The organism is Burkholderia sp. ZZQ-2 (assembly GCF_050768715.1).
Lineage (GTDB): Bacteria > Pseudomonadota > Gammaproteobacteria > Burkholderiales > Burkholderiaceae > Burkholderia > Burkholderia cepacia.
Map to the genome: position 1 here is coordinate 63,818 of NZ_LDVA01000246.1, position 15,758 is coordinate 79,575.

Annotated in this window: 17 protein-coding genes; 11 read left to right on the plus strand and 6 right to left on the minus strand. The window is 69.9% G+C overall.

Features of this window, described 5'->3' with window-relative positions:
• Positions 1–74: 74 nt before the first annotated feature.
• The 6 genes from ABY44_RS16860 to ABY44_RS16885 all read right to left on the minus strand — a co-directional run bounded on the left by ABY44_RS16860 (position 75) and on the right by ABY44_RS16885 (position 5,960).
• Positions 75–1,022 carry a TauD/TfdA dioxygenase family protein gene (locus ABY44_RS16860; RefSeq protein WP_060085026.1) on the minus strand — a complete coding sequence of 316 codons (948 nt, stop codon included), beginning with the start codon at positions 1,020–1,022 and terminating at the stop codon, positions 75–77.
• Between the two features lie 156 nt (positions 1,023–1,178).
• The gene (locus ABY44_RS16865; RefSeq protein ID WP_021162896.1) at positions 1,179–2,132 is read right to left on the minus strand and encodes a TauD/TfdA dioxygenase family protein; all 954 of its coding nucleotides are present in this window, start codon (positions 2,130–2,132) and stop codon (positions 1,179–1,181) included.
• 148 nt (positions 2,133–2,280) lie between these two features.
• On the minus strand, positions 2,281–3,126 hold the full coding sequence (locus ABY44_RS16870) for an ABC transporter ATP-binding protein (protein WP_060173188.1): 846 nt from the start codon (positions 3,124–3,126) through the stop codon (positions 2,281–2,283).
• Positions 3,127–3,159: 33 nt separating this feature from the next.
• The gene (locus ABY44_RS16875) at positions 3,160–3,978 is read right to left on the minus strand and encodes an ABC transporter permease (protein WP_060085028.1); all 819 of its coding nucleotides are present in this window, start codon (positions 3,976–3,978) and stop codon (positions 3,160–3,162) included.
• A gap of 48 nt (positions 3,979–4,026) precedes the next feature.
• Positions 4,027–4,878 (minus strand): ABC transporter permease, encoded by an 852-nt coding sequence (locus ABY44_RS16880; protein ID WP_060173189.1) that lies wholly within the window; start codon positions 4,876–4,878, stop codon positions 4,027–4,029.
• Between the two features lie 14 nt (positions 4,879–4,892).
• On the minus strand, positions 4,893–5,960 hold the full coding sequence (locus tag ABY44_RS16885; RefSeq protein ID WP_027791204.1) for an ABC transporter substrate-binding protein: 1,068 nt from the start codon (positions 5,958–5,960) through the stop codon (positions 4,893–4,895).
• 99 nt (positions 5,961–6,059) lie between these two features.
• Here ABY44_RS16885 and ABY44_RS16890 point away from each other — a divergent pair, with 99 nt between their 5' ends.
• From ABY44_RS16890 to ABY44_RS16940, 11 genes are all read left to right on the plus strand, one after another.
• On the plus strand, positions 6,060–6,479 hold the full coding sequence (locus ABY44_RS16890; protein WP_155637939.1) for a hypothetical protein: 420 nt from the start codon (positions 6,060–6,062) through the stop codon (positions 6,477–6,479).
• Between the two features lie 344 nt (positions 6,480–6,823).
• Positions 6,824–7,006 carry a Flp family type IVb pilin gene (locus tag ABY44_RS16895; protein ID WP_027791205.1) on the plus strand — a complete coding sequence of 61 codons (183 nt, stop codon included), beginning with the start codon at positions 6,824–6,826 and terminating at the stop codon, positions 7,004–7,006.
• Positions 7,007–7,096: 90 nt separating this feature from the next.
• Positions 7,097–7,570 (plus strand): A24 family peptidase, encoded by a 474-nt coding sequence (locus tag ABY44_RS16900; RefSeq protein WP_060173190.1) that lies wholly within the window; start codon positions 7,097–7,099, stop codon positions 7,568–7,570.
• Positions 7,571–7,590: 20 nt separating this feature from the next.
• The gene (cpaB, locus tag ABY44_RS16905; RefSeq protein WP_059694219.1) at positions 7,591–8,610 is read left to right on the plus strand and encodes a Flp pilus assembly protein CpaB; all 1,020 of its coding nucleotides are present in this window, start codon (positions 7,591–7,593) and stop codon (positions 8,608–8,610) included.
• A 54-nt stretch (positions 8,611–8,664) separates the two neighbouring features.
• A complete protein-coding gene (locus tag ABY44_RS16910; RefSeq protein ID WP_021164088.1) occupies positions 8,665–10,047 on the plus strand; it encodes a type II and III secretion system protein family protein in 1,383 nt (460 codons plus the stop codon).
• A gap of 15 nt (positions 10,048–10,062) precedes the next feature.
• On the plus strand, positions 10,063–10,443 hold the full coding sequence (locus ABY44_RS16915) for a CpaD family pilus assembly lipoprotein (RefSeq protein WP_021164087.1): 381 nt from the start codon (positions 10,063–10,065) through the stop codon (positions 10,441–10,443).
• Positions 10,444–10,464: 21 nt separating this feature from the next.
• The gene (locus ABY44_RS16920) at positions 10,465–11,688 is read left to right on the plus strand and encodes an AAA family ATPase (protein ID WP_060173191.1); all 1,224 of its coding nucleotides are present in this window, start codon (positions 10,465–10,467) and stop codon (positions 11,686–11,688) included.
• On the plus strand, positions 11,685–13,103 hold the full coding sequence (locus ABY44_RS16925) for a CpaF family protein (protein ID WP_060173192.1): 1,419 nt from the start codon (positions 11,685–11,687) through the stop codon (positions 13,101–13,103). The genes ABY44_RS16920 and ABY44_RS16925 overlap by 4 nt, the downstream gene beginning before the upstream one ends.
• A complete protein-coding gene (locus ABY44_RS16930; protein ID WP_059694223.1) occupies positions 13,100–14,077 on the plus strand; it encodes a type II secretion system F family protein in 978 nt (325 codons plus the stop codon). Before ABY44_RS16925 ends, ABY44_RS16930 begins: the two co-directional genes overlap by 4 nt.
• On the plus strand, positions 14,074–15,018 hold the full coding sequence (locus tag ABY44_RS16935; RefSeq protein WP_060173193.1) for a type II secretion system F family protein: 945 nt from the start codon (positions 14,074–14,076) through the stop codon (positions 15,016–15,018). Before ABY44_RS16930 ends, ABY44_RS16935 begins: the two co-directional genes overlap by 4 nt.
• Positions 15,015–15,758 (plus strand): tetratricopeptide repeat protein (locus tag ABY44_RS16940; RefSeq protein WP_431641424.1); only part of this gene is annotated, 744 nt, incomplete at its 3' end. The genes ABY44_RS16935 and ABY44_RS16940, both read left to right, overlap by 4 nt.

Genomic DNA, 15,758 nt, shown 5'->3' on the forward strand with positions numbered 1-15,758 from the left:
CGCGCATTCATCGGCGTGACGTGACGAAAGTGACGGAAAGGCCGGCGCGCCGCGGCACGCCGGCTGCCGCCGGTTCAGTTGAGCGCGACCGCCGCCGCGGCCTCGACCGGCGAGCCTTCGAGCGCGACCGACGGCCGGCCGTCGGGGCCGACCGGCACGTCGCCGGTGAGCGTCGTGCGATAGAGCTGGCGGTCGAAGTCGAGATCGAAGATGTCGACCGGCGCGAGGTGTGCGGTCGCGCGGTTGTCCCAGAACGCGATGCTGCGCGGCTCCCACTTGAAGCGGATCGTGAATTCAGGCCGCGTCACGTGTTCCCACAGCAGTTCGAGCAGGGCCTGGCTCTCGCGCGGCGTCAGCCCGACGATCGATTTCAGGAAGCTCGGGCTCACGTACAGCGCGCGTTCGCCGGTCTCCGGGTGCACGCGCACGAGCGGATGCTCGGTGACGAGCGGGCGGCGTTCGACCGCGTCGTCGAACGCATCGGTTGCGCGCGCGCCGGCCGGCGGCGTGAAGCGATGAATGCCGCGCAGGCCGTCGACGAAGCCGCGCAGCGGCGCGGACAGCGTTTCGTACGCGCGCACGAGGTTGGTCCAGTGCGTGTCGCCGCCGTAAGGCGGGATCGTCACGCCGCGCAGGATCGACGCCCACGGCGGGTTCACGGCGGCCGTCACGTCGGTGTGCCAGCCGGTCCACGGCCGGCGCACCGGTTCGCCTTCGAAGCGGGTCGCCTTGCGGTGTTTCGCGATCGAATACACGGCGGGATGCCCGTCGACGTGCCCGAACACCGGGTGGCCGACCGTCGGCTCGCCGAACTGCGCGGAGAACGCGACGTGCTGCTCGTGCGTGAGGAACTGCTCGCGGAAGAAGATGACGCGCCATTTCAGCAGCGCGGCGCGAATCGCCGAGATCTGCGGCGTGGTCAACGGTTGCGTGAGGTCGACGCCGCGTATTTCCGCGCCGATATGGGCGGACAGCGGGATCACGTCGATCGGCTCGGCGGCGGGTTCGAGTAAGGCGCTCATGCGACGCTCCTGGCGGAAGTGAACGGGGTGCGGGGCCGACATCGTTGCGCGTGCGTGCGTCGGTCCGGTGGCGGGAAGGGCATGGTCGGGTGTCCGGTGGCGGAGGAGGCAGGTGCGGCGGCGCGCACGGAACGGCGCCGCCGCGTGACGCGGGCGTTATTGCAGCGTCGCGCCCGGCCCCTTCAGCACGACGCTCCGGCGGCCGTCGATGCCGACCGGCACGTCGCCGTGCACGGTCGCGCGGCGCACGACACGGCGCGCATCGCCGTAGTCGTTGATCGCGTAGTGCTGCGTCGCGCGGTTGTCCCAGATCGCGACGTCGCCTTCCTGCCAGTTCCAGCGCACCGTGTTCTCGAGACGCGTCACATGCTCGTGGAATACCTGCAGCAGGTGCGCGGAATCCTGCGCCGACAGCCCCTTGAGCCGCTGCACGAAATGCCCGAGCACGAGCGTGCGTTCGCCGGTTTCCGGATGGACGCGCACCACCGGGTGCTCGGTTTCGTAGACGGTCGACGTGAACACTTCGCGGTAGCGCTTCAGTTGAGCGTCGTCGGCATGCACGTGCGTCGACGCGTAGTCGTACGCGTTCGTATGCAGCGCCCACAGCGTGTCGGCGAGCGCGCGCAGCGGGTCGGGCAGGTTCGCGTAGGCGGCGGCCGTGTTGGCCCACACGGTATCGCCGCCGAACGGCGGAATCACGACCGCGCGCAGGATCGAGACCTTCGGGTACGCATCGACGAACGTCACGTCGGTGTGCCACGAATTGGCGCGCGCGCCGTGTGCGGAATCGAGTTCGAGCAGGTGTGCGCTGCCGTCGACGGACGGCACGGTCGGGTGGGCGACAGTCTCGCCGAAGCGGCGTGCGAACGCTTCCTGCGCGGTGTCGTCGAGGTGGTGCTGGCCACGGAAGAACAGCACCTTGTGGCGCAGCAGCGCGGCCTGGATCGCGTCGAACGTCGCGTCGTCGAGCGTGCCCGACAGCCGCACGCCGGCGATCTCGGCGCCGATCCGGCCGGCGACCTGGCGAAGCTGGAGCGGGGTGGCGGCCGTGCGCGGCGCGGCGTGCGAAGCATGCGAAGACGGGTGAGCGGCGTGCTGGACTTCGGACATCGGGAGTCTCCTGGAGTCGGGTCGGTCGAGTCTCCATTCAAGCAGGGACCGTGCGCAACCGGAACCGATGAATCGTCACAACCTTAGCGTGCGCGCGGCGACGATCGATATGCGTCGTCGTGCTGAGCAAATCGGAGCGCCATGCGTGCTACCACGCAAGCCGCCATTCGCCGATCCGGTGCGGGCGCGGCGGGTCGATACGCTTGCCGCGCGGGTGATCGTCGCCCGGCGGTTCGCCGTCGTCGAAACCGGAGAGCACGGTGTCGCGCAGCCGCGCGAATTCCGGTGAATCCCGCCGGCGCGGGCGCGGCAGCGCGACGTCGACGATGCGCTCGATGCGGCCCGGGCGCGGCGCCATCGTCACGACACGGTCGCCGAGATACACGGCTTCGTCGACGTCGTGCGTGACGAGGATCATCGTGATGCGCTCCTGTTCCCAGATGCGCAGCAGCTCGTTCTGCATCCGCGCGCGCGTCTGCGCGTCGAGCGCGCCGAACGGCTCGTCGAGCAGCAGCACGCGCGGGCGGTTCACGAGGCCGCGTGCGATCGCGACGCGCTGCGCCATCCCGCCCGACAACTGGTTCGGATACGCATGCTCGAAGCCGTTCAGCCCGACGAGCGCGACGTGATCGGCGACCGCGCGGCGCTTCGCGGCCGCGTCGAGCGGCGCGTTGCGCAGCGCGGCCTCGATGTTCTGCGCGACGGTCAGCCACGGGAACAGCCGGTGATCCTGGAACACGATCCCGCGTTGCAGCGACGTGTCGCGTACGCGCTCGGCGCCGGCACGGATCTCGCCGGCGTAGTCGGTGTCGAGCCCGGCGATCAGGCGCAGCAGCGTCGACTTGCCGCAGCCGCTCGCGCCGACGATCGTGACGAACTCGCCGGCGCGCACGTGCAGCGACACGTCGTCGAGCACGGCGAGCGCGGCGCCGCGTTGCGCGTAGTGCTTGCTCACGTGGAGGATGTCGAGCGAATCGGAGGCGAGGGTCGTCATGGCAGGTCTGAGGAAGGGGGAAGGAAAGGGCGATCAGCGCGGCAGGTCGCCGCGCCGGGCCAGCACCTTGCGCTCGATCGCGCGTGCGATCGCGTTCAGGGCCCAGCCGGTCACGCCGACGACGATGATTCCGAACAGCACGAGATCCATCCGGAACTGCTCGCTGCCGTCGATCAGCGTGTTGCCGATCCCGCTGCCGGCGACCAGCAGGTATTCGGCGCCGAGCGTCGCGAGCCACGAATAGATCAGGCCGAGATACAACCCGGTGAAGATCGACGGCAGCGCGGCCGGCAGGATCACGTGGCGCACGAGCTGGAGCCGCGAGTAGCGCAGCGCGCGGGCGACGTCGACATACGCGCGCGGCACCGCATGAATGCCGTCGCAGGTGTGCGCGGCAACGGGCAGCAGCGCGGCGAGCGACAGGAACACGACCTTGGCGACGTCGCCGAGGCCGAACCATACGGAAATCAGCGGAATCCACGCGAACAGCGAGATCTGCTTGAACGTGTCGAAGCTCGGGCCGACCATCCGCGCGGCGAGGCGCGACAGCCCGAGCGCGGTGCCGAGCAGCAGCCCGCCGGCCGCGCCGATCGCGAAGCCGCAGGCTTCGCGCGCAAGCGACGCGGACAGCGCGCGGCCGAGCGCGCCGCTCGTGGCTTGCGCCCATGCGGTGCGCAACACGTCGGCCGGGCCGACGAGCAGCCCGCTGTTCACGAGGTGCGCGGACGCGATGGCCCACCACAGCGCGAGCGCGACGAGCGGCAGGACGAAGCCGCGCCAGTCGGGCGCACGCAGGCGGCGGGCGGCCGTGGCGGCCGGCGGTGCGGCGTCCGGCGAAGCGGAATGCGTCACGGGAGAATCTCCTTCGGTTGCGCGGGCAGGGCAGGCATCGTGTGTGGCTCAGCCCCGGAAGGCGGACGGCACGCCGCGGCGCAGGCGCGCCTCGAGCGCGTCGAGCAGCCGGTTGATCAGCAGGCCGACCGCCCCGACGACGATCACGGCGGCCATCACGAGATCGAGCTGGAACAGTTGCCGCCCGTACACGATCAGGTAGCCGAGCCCTTCGGACGACGCGACGAGCTCCACGACGACGAGCGCGAGCCACGATTTCGTGAACGCGAGCCGCACGCCGGTCGCGAGCGTCGGGATCGCGGCGGGCAGCACTACGTGCACGATGCGCTGGCGGCGCGTGTAGCCGAATACGCGCGCGACTTCGTCGAGCGCGGGCGGGGTCTGGCGAAACCCTTGCAGCGTGCTCAGCGTGACGGGAACGAGCGCCGCATGCGCGATCAGCAGGTACTTGAGCGGTTCGCCGACGCCGACGAGCAGCAGCAGGAACGGCAGCCAGCCGAGCACCGGAATCTGCACGAGCGCGTTGAAGCTCGGCAGCACGTAGGCTTCCAGCGTGCGCGACAGGCCCAGCGCGACGCCGGTCGCGAAGCCGAGCAGCGTGCCGGCGGCGAACCCGACCAGCACGCGTTGCAGGCTAATCAGCGTGTGGCGCACGAGATCGCCGCTCGTCGCGAGATCCGCGAGCGCGTCGAACACGCGTTCCGGCGGCGGCAGGATCTGCGGCGCGATCCAGCCGCGCGCGCTGCCGACGCTCCACAGCGCGAACAGCAGCGAGGGCAGCAGCCACGGCGCGAGCCGCCACGACCACCGTTTCACGTGTGCCGCCGGGTGCGGCTGCGCGGCGAGCGCGGCGGGCGGGCGAGTGTCGGATGACGGGACGGAAAACGCGGTGTCGCTCATCGGGGAAGTCCGGGTCAGGAAAGGGGCTTGCCGGCCGCGTCGTATCGTTGCCAGTAGTTTTCGAGCTTCAGCGTGCGCAGCGCGTTGTCGAGATACTTCGGCTCGAACCAGCCGTCGACGTCGACCGGCTGGCGAATCAGTTTCAATGCGAGCGCATCCTGCGCGACGGACTTGTAGCGCGCGACGAAGAACGGATCGATCAGCGGCGACAACCGGTCCTTCAGGCGCTGGTTCGCGTAGTCGGCCTGCCACGACGAAACCGGCACGCCGCTCTTTGCCCACAGCTTGAACAGCGCGTCGCGGTTCGCCTCGTCGGACGACCATTGCGCGCTCTTCACGATCGCGGTGACGACACGCTGCACGATGTCCGGATGCGCGCGGTCGAAATCGTCGAGCACGAGCAGGTGCGTCTGGCGCGTGAACTGCGGGCCGTCGTTCTGCGATTCGTAGATGATCTTCGCGAGCCCCGCGTCGCGCAGCTTGTACAGCTGGTAGTCGCCCACCGACGCGTCGATGCCTTTCGACGCGAGCGCGGCGAGCGAGCTCGCGGCATCGAGGTTGATCACGCGCAGGTCGCGTTCGCCGAGGCCGTTTTTCGCGAGTGCGTTGTCGGCGACGAGCTGCAGGTTGGTGCCGCGGAAGATCGACACGCGGCGGTCCTTCAGGTCCTTGATCGAGCGGATCGTGGAGTCGGGCGGCACCGCGATCTTGACGCCCGAGCGCACGCTCGCGGCGAGCAGCAGGCGCGTCTTGATCCCGTTCGCACGCGCGAGCACGGCGGGCAGGTCGCCCTGGTACGCGAAGTCGAGCGCCTTGTTGGCGATCGCCTCGTTGACGGCAGGCCCCGCGCCCTTGAAGAACAGCCATTCCACCTTGATGCCGTCTGCCGCGAACTCCTTTTCGACCTGTTGCTGCAACTGCGCGGTGGCGGCGCTCGAGCCGCCGAACGTCGGCGGATCGCCGGCGCCTTGCTGGGCGACGCCGATGCGGATGGTGGCGGGCTTGTCGGCGTGCGCGGCGGCGGCCGGCAACGCAATGAGGGACGCAATGAACAGCGATCGCAGCAGGCGCAGTGGAAGCATGAATCGACGGGTCCGGAACGTTGAGGAACAAGGCCGGGCCGCAGCCCGTCGGGGCATTCTCGATGACGTGCCGGGGCCGGACAAGAAACGATTTGAACTATGCTTATCGCCGCCTTGCGGGTTGCCGCGCCGCGCGTTCCGTTCTTTGCGGCGGAGAACCGCATTCACATGCATTGGAGATTCATTCAGGATTCCCATCATGTCGATTGCGGCCGGATGCCGAATCGGGCAATCGTCGATTTGAAAATCGCAATGGCGACGTGGATGGATTCGCGTAAGGGTCGCTGGCCGAATCCGGGCGGAAAGACGGAGGCCGGTAATCGGGGAAATGCGATGCGGGCCGGTCAATTTTGCCGGGAAGTCAGGCCGGACAAGGAGAAGCGAGCCGCTTTCGATCGATCCGGCATGCTGATAAATCGAATGGAAACGGTTCGGCGGCCGGCCGGAAAATCATGCGCCGCAACAGTGGCAATGCCTGTTCCGATACGTGAACCATGCGAAATGCCGCGAGAAAAATGAAGGCAAATGAGTGATATGGCATTCATCGTTGCAGCATGAAATCCATAAATGCACTCCGACGCCAAATCATTTGAATTCGCCTGAAAAATTGTCTATACCCTAGACGAATCAGCGTGGTTGCATCGTGCGGGAAGACCGCACCATGGATGCGGGCATGCAACGGTCGAAGTCATCGTTGCGCGCCGCGTGTTGTCGTGATCGAGAGTATTCCGGGGGATGCGAACGGCCCAGTGCCAGGGTCGCCCGCACGCATCGCAATGGGCGAAGGTCCTGCGCAACCGCCGGAGCAAGGGTGCGTCTTTGCGTTCAACGGTCGGTCACCGACCCGTTACACGGAGGTTGCCATGCTGCAATACGTCAAGTCCCTGCTGCGTGACGAACGCGGCGTCAGCTCGCTCGAATACGCAGTGCTGGCCGGCATCGTCGTGGTCGCGCTGGCGGCGGTCGGCGTGATCCTCAGCAGCAACACCGGCGGCTTGCCGAGCATATTCACGACGCTGATCAACAAGGTGACGAGCCTGATCTGATCCGCCGAACCCGCGCGCCACCGACGAACACCGGGATCCGCAGCGGTAGAACGTATCCGCGGCCGGTGCGTGTCGACGGACGGCTCTCCCATGCTCACGCTCGTGCAGTCGGTGGCCACGGTCTTGCTGGCTTCGCTCGCCGCGCAGGATCTGCGCGACCGGCGGCTGTCCAATCGCGTGGTGCTCGTGTTCGCGGCGCTGTATTTCGTCGCGGCGGCGCTCGCGCGCGACGGCTTCGCGCCGCTGGCCGGGCATGTCGCGATCGGCGCGGCGACGCTGGTGCTGTTCGGCGCGATGCGTCACGCGGGCTGGATCGGCGGCGGCGACGTCAAGCTGGCGGCGGCGGTGTGCCTGTGGGCCGGCCCGGCACTGGTGTTTCCGGTGCTGGCGAGTGTCGGCGCGGGCGGTGCCCTGTGCGGCGTCGCGTTGCTGGTATCGCGGTCGCGGCGCGCCACGCCGGTGCACGCGATCGACGCGCGCGGCGTGCCGTACGGCGTGGCGCTCGCGCTCGGCGGCACGCTGGCCGTCTGGGCGTCGTTTCCACACACGGTTTCGCTTACCTAGCCCGGGGGACGCACGCCGCCATGCCCAAACCGCTGAGAATGGCCGTGCTCGTCGTTGCCGCCGGCATCGGTGCGTTCATCCTGCGCGAACTCTACGTCGCCGCATCGACGCCGTCGGTGCCCGCCGAAACGGACCAGGCGCGCGTGCGGGTCGCCGCCGCCGACCTGCCGGAAGGGCTGCTGCTGCGCGACAACGATCTCGCGTGGAAACGCATGCCGCGCGCGCAGGTGCCGGCCGGCGCGTTCGTCGAGTCGCAGCCGGGCGCGGACCTGAAGGGCGCGCTGCTGCGCAACCACGTGGGCGCGGGCGCGCCGATTCGCGTCGAGAACGTGATTCCGGCCGGCGCGCCGGATTTTCTCGCGGCCGCGCTGCAACCCGGCATGCGCGCGATCTCGGTGCCGGTCGACGACGTGTCGGGCAACGCGGGGCTGATCCAGCCGGGCGACTTCGTCGACGTGTTGCTGACGCAGCAGATCGGCGGCTCGGCGACGTCGCCGGGCACGTTCGAAGCGGAGACGGTGGTGCGGCGCGCGCGCGTGCTCGCGGTCGGTTCCGAATTCCAGCGAGCGAAGGCGCCCGCGAGCGCGCCGGACGCGACGGCGCGTGCGCGCACGGTCACGCTCGAGGTCGCGCCGCGCACCGCGCAGGTCGTGCTGGTGGCGACCCGCCTCGGCTCGCTGTCGCTCGCGCTGCGCAGCTTCGCGACGAGCGACCGGCGGCAGCCGGCGGGCGGCGACGAGCAGGAGGCCGATACCCAGCCGGTATGGGCCGGCGACGTGTCGCGCGCGGCGCGCGAGACCGCACGCGAGCCGTCCGCCGGGACGGATGCGGGCGCGCGGCCGGCGTGGCGGAACAACGCCGTCGTGATCTATCGCGGTTCGTCGGTCGACGACGGATCGCACGGCGGCGGAACCGGCACGCCGGGCCTGCCGCCGCTGCCGTCCGGGCTGCCGTCGTGGCCGGCGATGCCCGCGGCACCGGGCGGTGCCAATGTCGCGGCGCAGGCGGGTGCGCCGCCGCCGGGAGCGACGGTGCAGTGACGGATTGACGATTCGGGCCGTCCGTCCGGCGGCCGGCATTTGACGGGAACACGCATGGTGCGCATGGTTCGTTGGATCGCTTTCCTGGGCCTGGCCTGCGGCATCGCGTCCGGGGGCGCCGCCGCGCAGGTCGCGCGGGCGCCGGACGCGGGCGCGGCGCTGTCGATCGCGACCGGCAAGGGGGAACTGCTGTCGCTGCCCGAGCCCGCAACCGCGATGTTCGTCGCCGATCCGGCCATCGCGGACATCCAGGTGCCGTCGCCGCGTACCGTATTCGTGTTCGGCAAGAAGGCGGGCACGACCACGCTGATCGCGCTCGGCGCGAACCATCGTCCGATCCTGCGCAAGACGGTGATCGTGCAGGTCGACACGGCATCGCTGCAGGGCGTGCTCGACAGCCGCTTCCCGCAACTGAAGCTGTCGGTGTCCGGTGCGCCGGGCTCGCTGATGGTGTCGGGCAAGGTGCCGAGCGCGGCCGACGCCGACGCCGTGATGCAGTCGCTCACGCCGTACCTGCACGACAAGGAAAAGATCGTCAACCGGCTCACGCTGTCGCGCCCGATCCAGGTGAACCTGCGCGTGCGGGTGACGGAGGTGAGCCGCAACATCACGCAGCAGCTCGGCATCAACTGGAGCTCGCTGGGCGGGGCCGGCAACTTCGTCGGCGGGCTGTTCAACGGGCGCACGCTGTTCGATCCGACGACCAGCCTGTTCAACCTGTCGCCGACGGGCGCGTTCTCGGTGCTCGGCGGGTTCCGCGCGGGGCGCTGGTCGATCGACGTGGTGCTCGACGCACTCGACCAGGAGGGCCTGATCACGATGCTCGCCGAACCGAACCTCACCGCGATGTCCGGCGAGACCGCGAGCTTCCTCGCGGGCGGCGAGATTCCGATCCCGGTCGCGCAGGCCGGCTCGTCGACCGGCGCGATCACGGTCGAGTTCAAGCCGTTCGGCGTGTCGCTCGATTTCACGCCGACCGTGCTCGCCGACAACCGGATCAGCCTGAAGGTGCGGCCGGAAGTGAGCGAGGTCGATGCGAACAACAGCGTGACGACCGGCGGCGTCAAGGTGCCGGGGCTCACGGTGCGGCGCGTCGAGACGACGGTCGAGCTGTCGAGCGGGCAGAGCTTCGCGATCGGCGGGCTCCTGCAGAGCCAGACGGCCGACACCGTGTCGCAGATCCCGGGGCTCGGCCGGCTGCCGATCATCGGCCGGCTGTTTTCGTCGAAGAACTTCCAGGACAACAAGACCGAGGTGGTCGTCATCGTCACGCCGTACATCGTGCAGCCGGCCGGGCCCGGCCAGCTCGAGCAGGCGATCGACACGGTCGCGCGGCCGAGCAGCGACCTGGAGTTCGCGGTGCAGCGCAACCTGGGGCTCGACCTGCTGTCGGGCGATACGCCGCGCCTCGTCGGCGCCGCGGGCTTCGTGTACTGAACCGGAGGCGCGCCCATGCGAACCCGATCGATCGTTGCCGCACTGCTGCCGCTGGGGCTCGCGGGCTGCCTGTCGGCGCCGCCGCCGGTCAACCTGCCCGATGCGCGGACGATCGGCTTCGACGGCGCGCGCGCGGTGCCGCCCGATTGCGCGACGCTGATGCAGCCGTCGCATCTCGTCGACGCGGGGTACGCGCGGCCCGGTGTGCCGTTCGGCTGCGCGACCTACTCGAACCTCGCGGCGATGCTCGCGCGGCCGGAGGATCTCGTCGCGCCCGTGCCGTACGGCGGCGCGGACGCGCAGGCCGCGGCCGACGCGGTGCGCCGCTACGTCGAGGACCGCGTGAAGCAGCCGACGCCCGGCAAGACGCTGACGACCGGCTCGCCCGGCCATTGAACCGACCCGGATGCCATCACGATGCCGCCCATGAATCTCCTCGATCGCCAGCACACCCGGCGCGCCGCGTCCGCGGGGGCGGCCGATCTCGTCGCGGTCGTCGCCGATCCGGGCAGCGAGGACGTGATACGCCGCGTCGCGCAGGAGCTGTCGATCACGCGCACCCATCTGCAGGCGGGCACCTGCGACGATGCGATCCGGCTGCTGCAGCAGTACGAGCGTTCGCCGCGCCAGCTCGTCATCGACGTGTCGGATTCGGTGCTGCCGGTGTCGGACCTGATGCGGCTCGCCGACGTGTGCGACCCGTCGGTGCGCGTCATCGCGATCGGTACGCAGAACGACGTCGGGCTGTTTCGCAACCTGCTCGGCATCGGCGTGCAGGACTACATCGTCAAGCCGCTGACCGTCGAGTTGATGCGGCGCGCGCTGACGGCCACGGAATCGGTCGTCCAGGCGCGTACCGGCAAGGTCGTCAGCTTCGTCGGCGCCCGCGGCGGCGTCGGCGCGACCACGATCACGGTGAGCCTCGCGCGCTTCCTGGCGGGCGAGAAGCGCCGCCGCGTGGCCTATGTCGACCTGAACCTGCATGGCGGCGGCGCGAACTCGATGTTCGGGCTGTCCAGCAACAACGGGCTGATCGAACTGCTGAACATGGGGCAGCGCCCCGACGACGCGTTGTTCGAGCGCATGTTCGTCACGAAGGGCGACCGGCTGCACGTGCTGTCCGCCGAGCTGGCGTATGGCGCCGACACCCCGGTGGGCGACGAGGCCGTCGCGCGCCTGGTCGACATGCTGAAGGACCGCTTCCACTACGTGCTGTTCGACGTCGGGAGCGGCGCCGGCAAGCTGCTCGAGGACGCGCTCGTCGCGTCCGATCTCGTCCATGTCGTGGTCGACCGCTCGGTGCATGCCGCATACGAGGCCGCGCGGCTCGTGCGCTTCGTGCGGGAACTGCCCGGCGAGCGGCTGCTGTCGATGGTGCTGAACAACCCGCTCGCGCCCGTCGCGGGCCGCGTCGAGCCGGTCGATTTCGAGGAGGCGTTCGGCGGCGCGCCGCTGCACGAACTGCCGCACGAGCCGCAGACGCTCGCCGTCGCCGAGAATCTCGGCGAGCCGATCGACGGCGCGAAGCGGCACGGCTTCGTGGATCAGATCCGGCAGCTCGCGAACGGCATCACCGGCGAGCCGATGGCCGTCGCCGAGCCGTGGTATGCGCGGCTCGTCAAGTGGAGGAAGGGATCGTGACGTTCGGTACCCGCAACCGGCCGCCGGCGAAGCCCGTGCCGGCCGCGACGCCCGCCGTGGCGCACGAGCCGGCACCGGCGCCGGCTCCGGCGGAAGCACCGGCACCCGCGTCGGCATCGGCGCGTGCGCCCGTGGCGGCCGATACCCACGAGGCGCTGATCCGGTCGAGCAAGTTCGATGCGATCCGCCACGCGGTGTTCACGTCGATGAACATGTCGGCGGCGCTGATGAAGACGCGCGACGAGGTGCGCGCGGGCATCGAGCAGGTGGCCGCGCACACGGTCGAGCGCGAGCGCCTGAAGATCACGGCCGGCGAGCAGGTGCTGATCGTCGATGCGATCCTGAACGACATGTTCGGCGTCGGGCCGATCGAGCCGCTGCTGGCCGACGACACGGTCACCGACATCCTCGTCAACGGGCCCGACCAGGTGTACGTCGAGCGCGCGGGCCGGCTCGAGCTCACGTCGCTGAAGTTCCGCGACGACGCGCACGTGGCGAGCGTCGCGCAGCGGATCGCGGCGGCGGTGGGGCGGCGCGTCGACGAGAGCAGCCCGATGGTCGATGCGCGGCTCGCCGACGGCAGCCGCGTGAACGTCGTGCTGCCGCCGATCGCGATGCGCGGGCCATCGATCTCGATCCGCAAGTTCGCGAAGCGCGACATCACGCTCGCGCGGATGGCGCAGCAGGGCAACATCTCGCATCCGATGCTGCAGGTGCTGAAGGTCGCGTGCGCGTGCCGGCTGAACATCGTGATCTCGGGCGGCACCGGCTCGGGCAAGACGACGCTGCTCAACGCGCTGTCGCAGCATATCGAGCAGCACGAACGGATCGTGACGATCGAGGATGCCGCCGAGCTGCAGTTGCTGCAGCCGCACGTCGTGAGCCTCGAGACCCGCCCGGAAAATACCGAGGGGCTCGGCGGGATCTCGCAGCGCGATCTCGTGCGCAACGCGCTGCGGATGCGGCCCGACCGCATCATCCTCGGCGAGATTCGCGGCCCCGAGGCGTTCGACGTGCTCCAGGCGATGAACACGGGGCACGACGGCTCGATGACGACGATTCACGCGAATTCGCCGCGCGACGCGATCAGCCGGCTCGAGAGCATGGTCATGATGGCGAACGCGAACCTGCAGCTGCTGTCGATCCGCCGCCAGATCGCGAGCGCCGTGCACCTGTTCGTGCAGATCGAGCGGATGCGCGACGGGGTGCGGCGCGTGACGCGGATCACCGAGATCGTCGGGATGGAAGGCGAGGTGGTCATCACGCAGGACCTGTTCGTGTTCCGCCAGGAAGGCGACACGACGCGCGATGCGGTGAAGGGCGTGTTCGAGGCATCGCCGTTGCGGCCGGGATTTGCGGCGCGCGCCGCGTATTACGGCGTCGAGGATGCGCTCGCCGAGGTCTTCCGGCAATGAGGGCCGCCGACCTGTTCGCGGTGGGCGGGTTCGTGACGATCCTCGCGATCGGGCTCGTGCTGTCGTCGCTGTTCGATCGCGCGAGCCATCACCCGGCGCAGCGCATCCGCGCACGGATGCGCAAGCTGTCGCCGTCGCTCGCCGGGCACGTCGGGCACGCGTCCGCCGCGCCCGGCGTCGCGCTGTTCAACCTCGAGCGCCGGCAAGGCCGCCTGCGCGCATGGCTGCAACGCCGCGTGACGCGGGTGCGCGCGGTCGGCGGCAAGGGCGGGGTGAGGATCGTCGTCGCGAGCACGATCGCCGGTGCGATCGCGGCGATCGTCGCGGTGAAGCTGATCGGGCCGCCGGACTTCCTGCGTCCGTTGATTTATGCCGGGTTGCCGCTGGTCGCGATGCGCGCCAGCTACCGCGCGCTGGTCGACCGGTTCCGGGTGCGCTTTCTCGAAGCGTTCCCGGACGCGATCGACGTGATCGTGCGGGCCGTGCGCGCGGGCATTCCGGTCACGCAGGCGATCGGCATGGTCGGCGACGGCGCGGCCGAGCCGGTGCGCGCGACGTTCCGTTCGATGGGCGACAGCCTGCGCGTCGGCGCGGATCTCAAGGATGTGCTGACGCAGGCGGCGGACCGGCTGATGATCGCGGACTTCTCGTTCTTCACCGTCTACCTGCTGCTGCAGCGCGAGACCGGCGGCAGCCTCGGCGAAACGCTCGACGAGCTGTCGAGCATCATCCGCACGCGCCGCGACATCCGCCTGAAGACCCGCGCGCTGACCGCCGAGGGGCGCATCACGACGAACATCATTTCGGCGGTGCCGTTCGTGATGATCGGCGCGCTGTTCCTCGTGAACCGCGACTACGTGATGCTGCTGTTCTCGACGCACGCGGGGAACACGATGCTGACGATTGCGGCCGGGTTGCTGACGGTCGGCCTGCTGGTGATCCGCAAGATCTCGAAACTGGATACCGCGCGATGACGATGTCGATGCTGGCCGCCCGCGGCTTCGAATTGCTGCTGTTGCTCGCCTGTGTCGCGGCGGCGCTCGGCAGACCCGGCGGCGGCACCCGCCAGCGGATCGCCGCGCGTGTGCGGCAGGCTGCCGGGCAGCACCCGCCGGCACCCGTGACGGGGTGGCTGCAGCCGGGCGGCGTTCGCCAGGATCTGACGCGCCGGCTCGCGCAGCTGGGCGAACGGCTGCCGGTGCTCGACCCGATGCAGCGCGTGAAGCTCGGCCTGCAACTGACGCGCGCGGGGTTTCGCGAGCGCCGCGCGGTGTCGTCGATGATCGGGATCAAGCTGAGCTGCGGCGTGCTGTTCGCATGCGGCGCGATCGTGTTCAGCCCGCTGATTCCGCGCTTCGGCGAATACTTCGTGATCCGGGCGCTGGCGATGGTCGCCGCGTTCGTGATCGGCGTGATCGTGCCGGAATACGTGCTCGGCGCGATGATCCGGCGGCGGCGGCGGCTCATCGCCGCGTGCTTTCCGGACGCGCTCGACCTGCTGGTGATCTGCACGATGGCCGGCAACAGCCTCGCGTCGGGCATCCGGCGCGTCGCGCACGAACTGTCGCGCATCTGCCCGCCGCTCGCCGACGAGCTGACGGTGTGCGCGGACGAGCTCACGCTGAGCGGCGACGTGTCCGCGACGCTCGCGCATTTCGCGACGCGCGTCGATTTCACGTCGGCGCGTTCGCTCGCGACGACGCTCACGCAATCGCAGCGCTTCGGCACGCCGATCACGCAGGCGCTGCGCACCCTGTCGCGCACCGAGCGCACCGAGCAGATCGTCGCGCTCGAGGAACGGGCCGCGAAGCTGGCGCCGAAGATCACGTTGCCGATGATGCTGTTCATCCTGCCGACGGTGTGCCTGATCGCGGCGGGCCCGGCGGCGATTCGCCTGCTCGAGGTATTCAGATGACACGATCCGTCGTACGTGCGTTCGCGCTCGCGGCCGTGCTGCCGGTGCTGGCCGGCGGCTGCGCGCCGGGCATCCAGACGCGGCCGGTGCTGTCGCACAAGAGCGACGACCCGCAGGCCGAGCTGCGCATCGCGGACAGCGCGCTCGCCGGCGGCAACGTCGATCTCGCATCGACGCTGTACGAGAAGGTGCTCGCGAAGCATCCCGAATCGCTCGCGGCGCGCCTGGGGCTCGGCGACGTCAACTATCGCGCGGGCGACCTGGAGCGCGCGCGGATCCTCTACGACGAGGCGCAGCGGCAGGCGCCCGCGGAACTCGGCCCGCGGCTCGGGCTCGCGCGCGTCGCGTTGCGGCAGCGGCGTCTCGACGAAGCCGCGCAGCGCTATCGCGACCTGCTGGCCGCGCAGCCGAACCATCCGCTCGCGGCGGAAGGGCTCGGCACCGTGCTCGACCTGCAGGGGCGTCATGCGGATGCGCAGGTCGTGTATCGCGACGCGCTGCGCGCGCACCCGGACGCGCAGGGGCTGCGCGTCGACCTCGGGCTGTCGCTCGTGCTGAGCAACCGGCCGCGCGAAGGCGTGAACGTGCTGCTCGACGTCGCCGGGCTGCCGTCCGCGCCGTGGCAGGCGCGCCAGAACCTCGCGTTCGCGTACGGCGTGCTCGGCAATACCGATTCGGCGAAGAAGCTGCTGTCCGCGGATTTGCCCGCGTCGGCGGTGGCCGATAACCTGCGCTTCTAC

What these genes read in the sequence shown, in the direction of transcription:
- ABY44_RS16860 (WP_060085026.1), bottom strand. Translation starts at nt 1,022, where the DNA reads ATGAGCGCCTTACTCGAACCCGCCGCCGAGCCGATCGACGTGATCCCG.
- ABY44_RS16865 (WP_021162896.1), bottom strand. Translation starts at nt 2,132, where the DNA reads ATGTCCGAAGTCCAGCACGCCGCTCACCCGTCTTCGCATGCTTCGCAC.
- ABY44_RS16870 (WP_060173188.1), bottom strand. Translation starts at nt 3,126, where the DNA reads ATGACGACCCTCGCCTCCGATTCGCTCGACATCCTCCACGTGAGCAAG.
- ABY44_RS16880 (WP_060173189.1), bottom strand. Translation starts at nt 4,878, where the DNA reads ATGAGCGACACCGCGTTTTCCGTCCCGTCATCCGACACTCGCCCGCCC.
- ABY44_RS16885 (WP_027791204.1), bottom strand. Translation starts at nt 5,960, where the DNA reads ATGCTTCCACTGCGCCTGCTGCGATCGCTGTTCATTGCGTCCCTCATT.
- ABY44_RS16890 (WP_155637939.1), top strand. Translation starts at nt 6,060, where the DNA reads ATGCTTATCGCCGCCTTGCGGGTTGCCGCGCCGCGCGTTCCGTTCTTT.
- ABY44_RS16895 (WP_027791205.1), top strand. Translation starts at nt 6,824, where the DNA reads ATGCTGCAATACGTCAAGTCCCTGCTGCGTGACGAACGCGGCGTCAGC.
- ABY44_RS16900 (WP_060173190.1), top strand. Translation starts at nt 7,097, where the DNA reads ATGCTCACGCTCGTGCAGTCGGTGGCCACGGTCTTGCTGGCTTCGCTC.
- cpaB (WP_059694219.1), top strand. Translation starts at nt 7,591, where the DNA reads ATGCCCAAACCGCTGAGAATGGCCGTGCTCGTCGTTGCCGCCGGCATC.
- ABY44_RS16910 (WP_021164088.1), top strand. Translation starts at nt 8,665, where the DNA reads ATGGTGCGCATGGTTCGTTGGATCGCTTTCCTGGGCCTGGCCTGCGGC.
- ABY44_RS16915 (WP_021164087.1), top strand. Translation starts at nt 10,063, where the DNA reads ATGCGAACCCGATCGATCGTTGCCGCACTGCTGCCGCTGGGGCTCGCG.
- ABY44_RS16920 (WP_060173191.1), top strand. Translation starts at nt 10,465, where the DNA reads ATGCCGCCCATGAATCTCCTCGATCGCCAGCACACCCGGCGCGCCGCG.
- ABY44_RS16930 (WP_059694223.1), top strand. Translation starts at nt 13,100, where the DNA reads ATGAGGGCCGCCGACCTGTTCGCGGTGGGCGGGTTCGTGACGATCCTC.
- ABY44_RS16935 (WP_060173193.1), top strand. Translation starts at nt 14,074, where the DNA reads ATGACGATGTCGATGCTGGCCGCCCGCGGCTTCGAATTGCTGCTGTTG.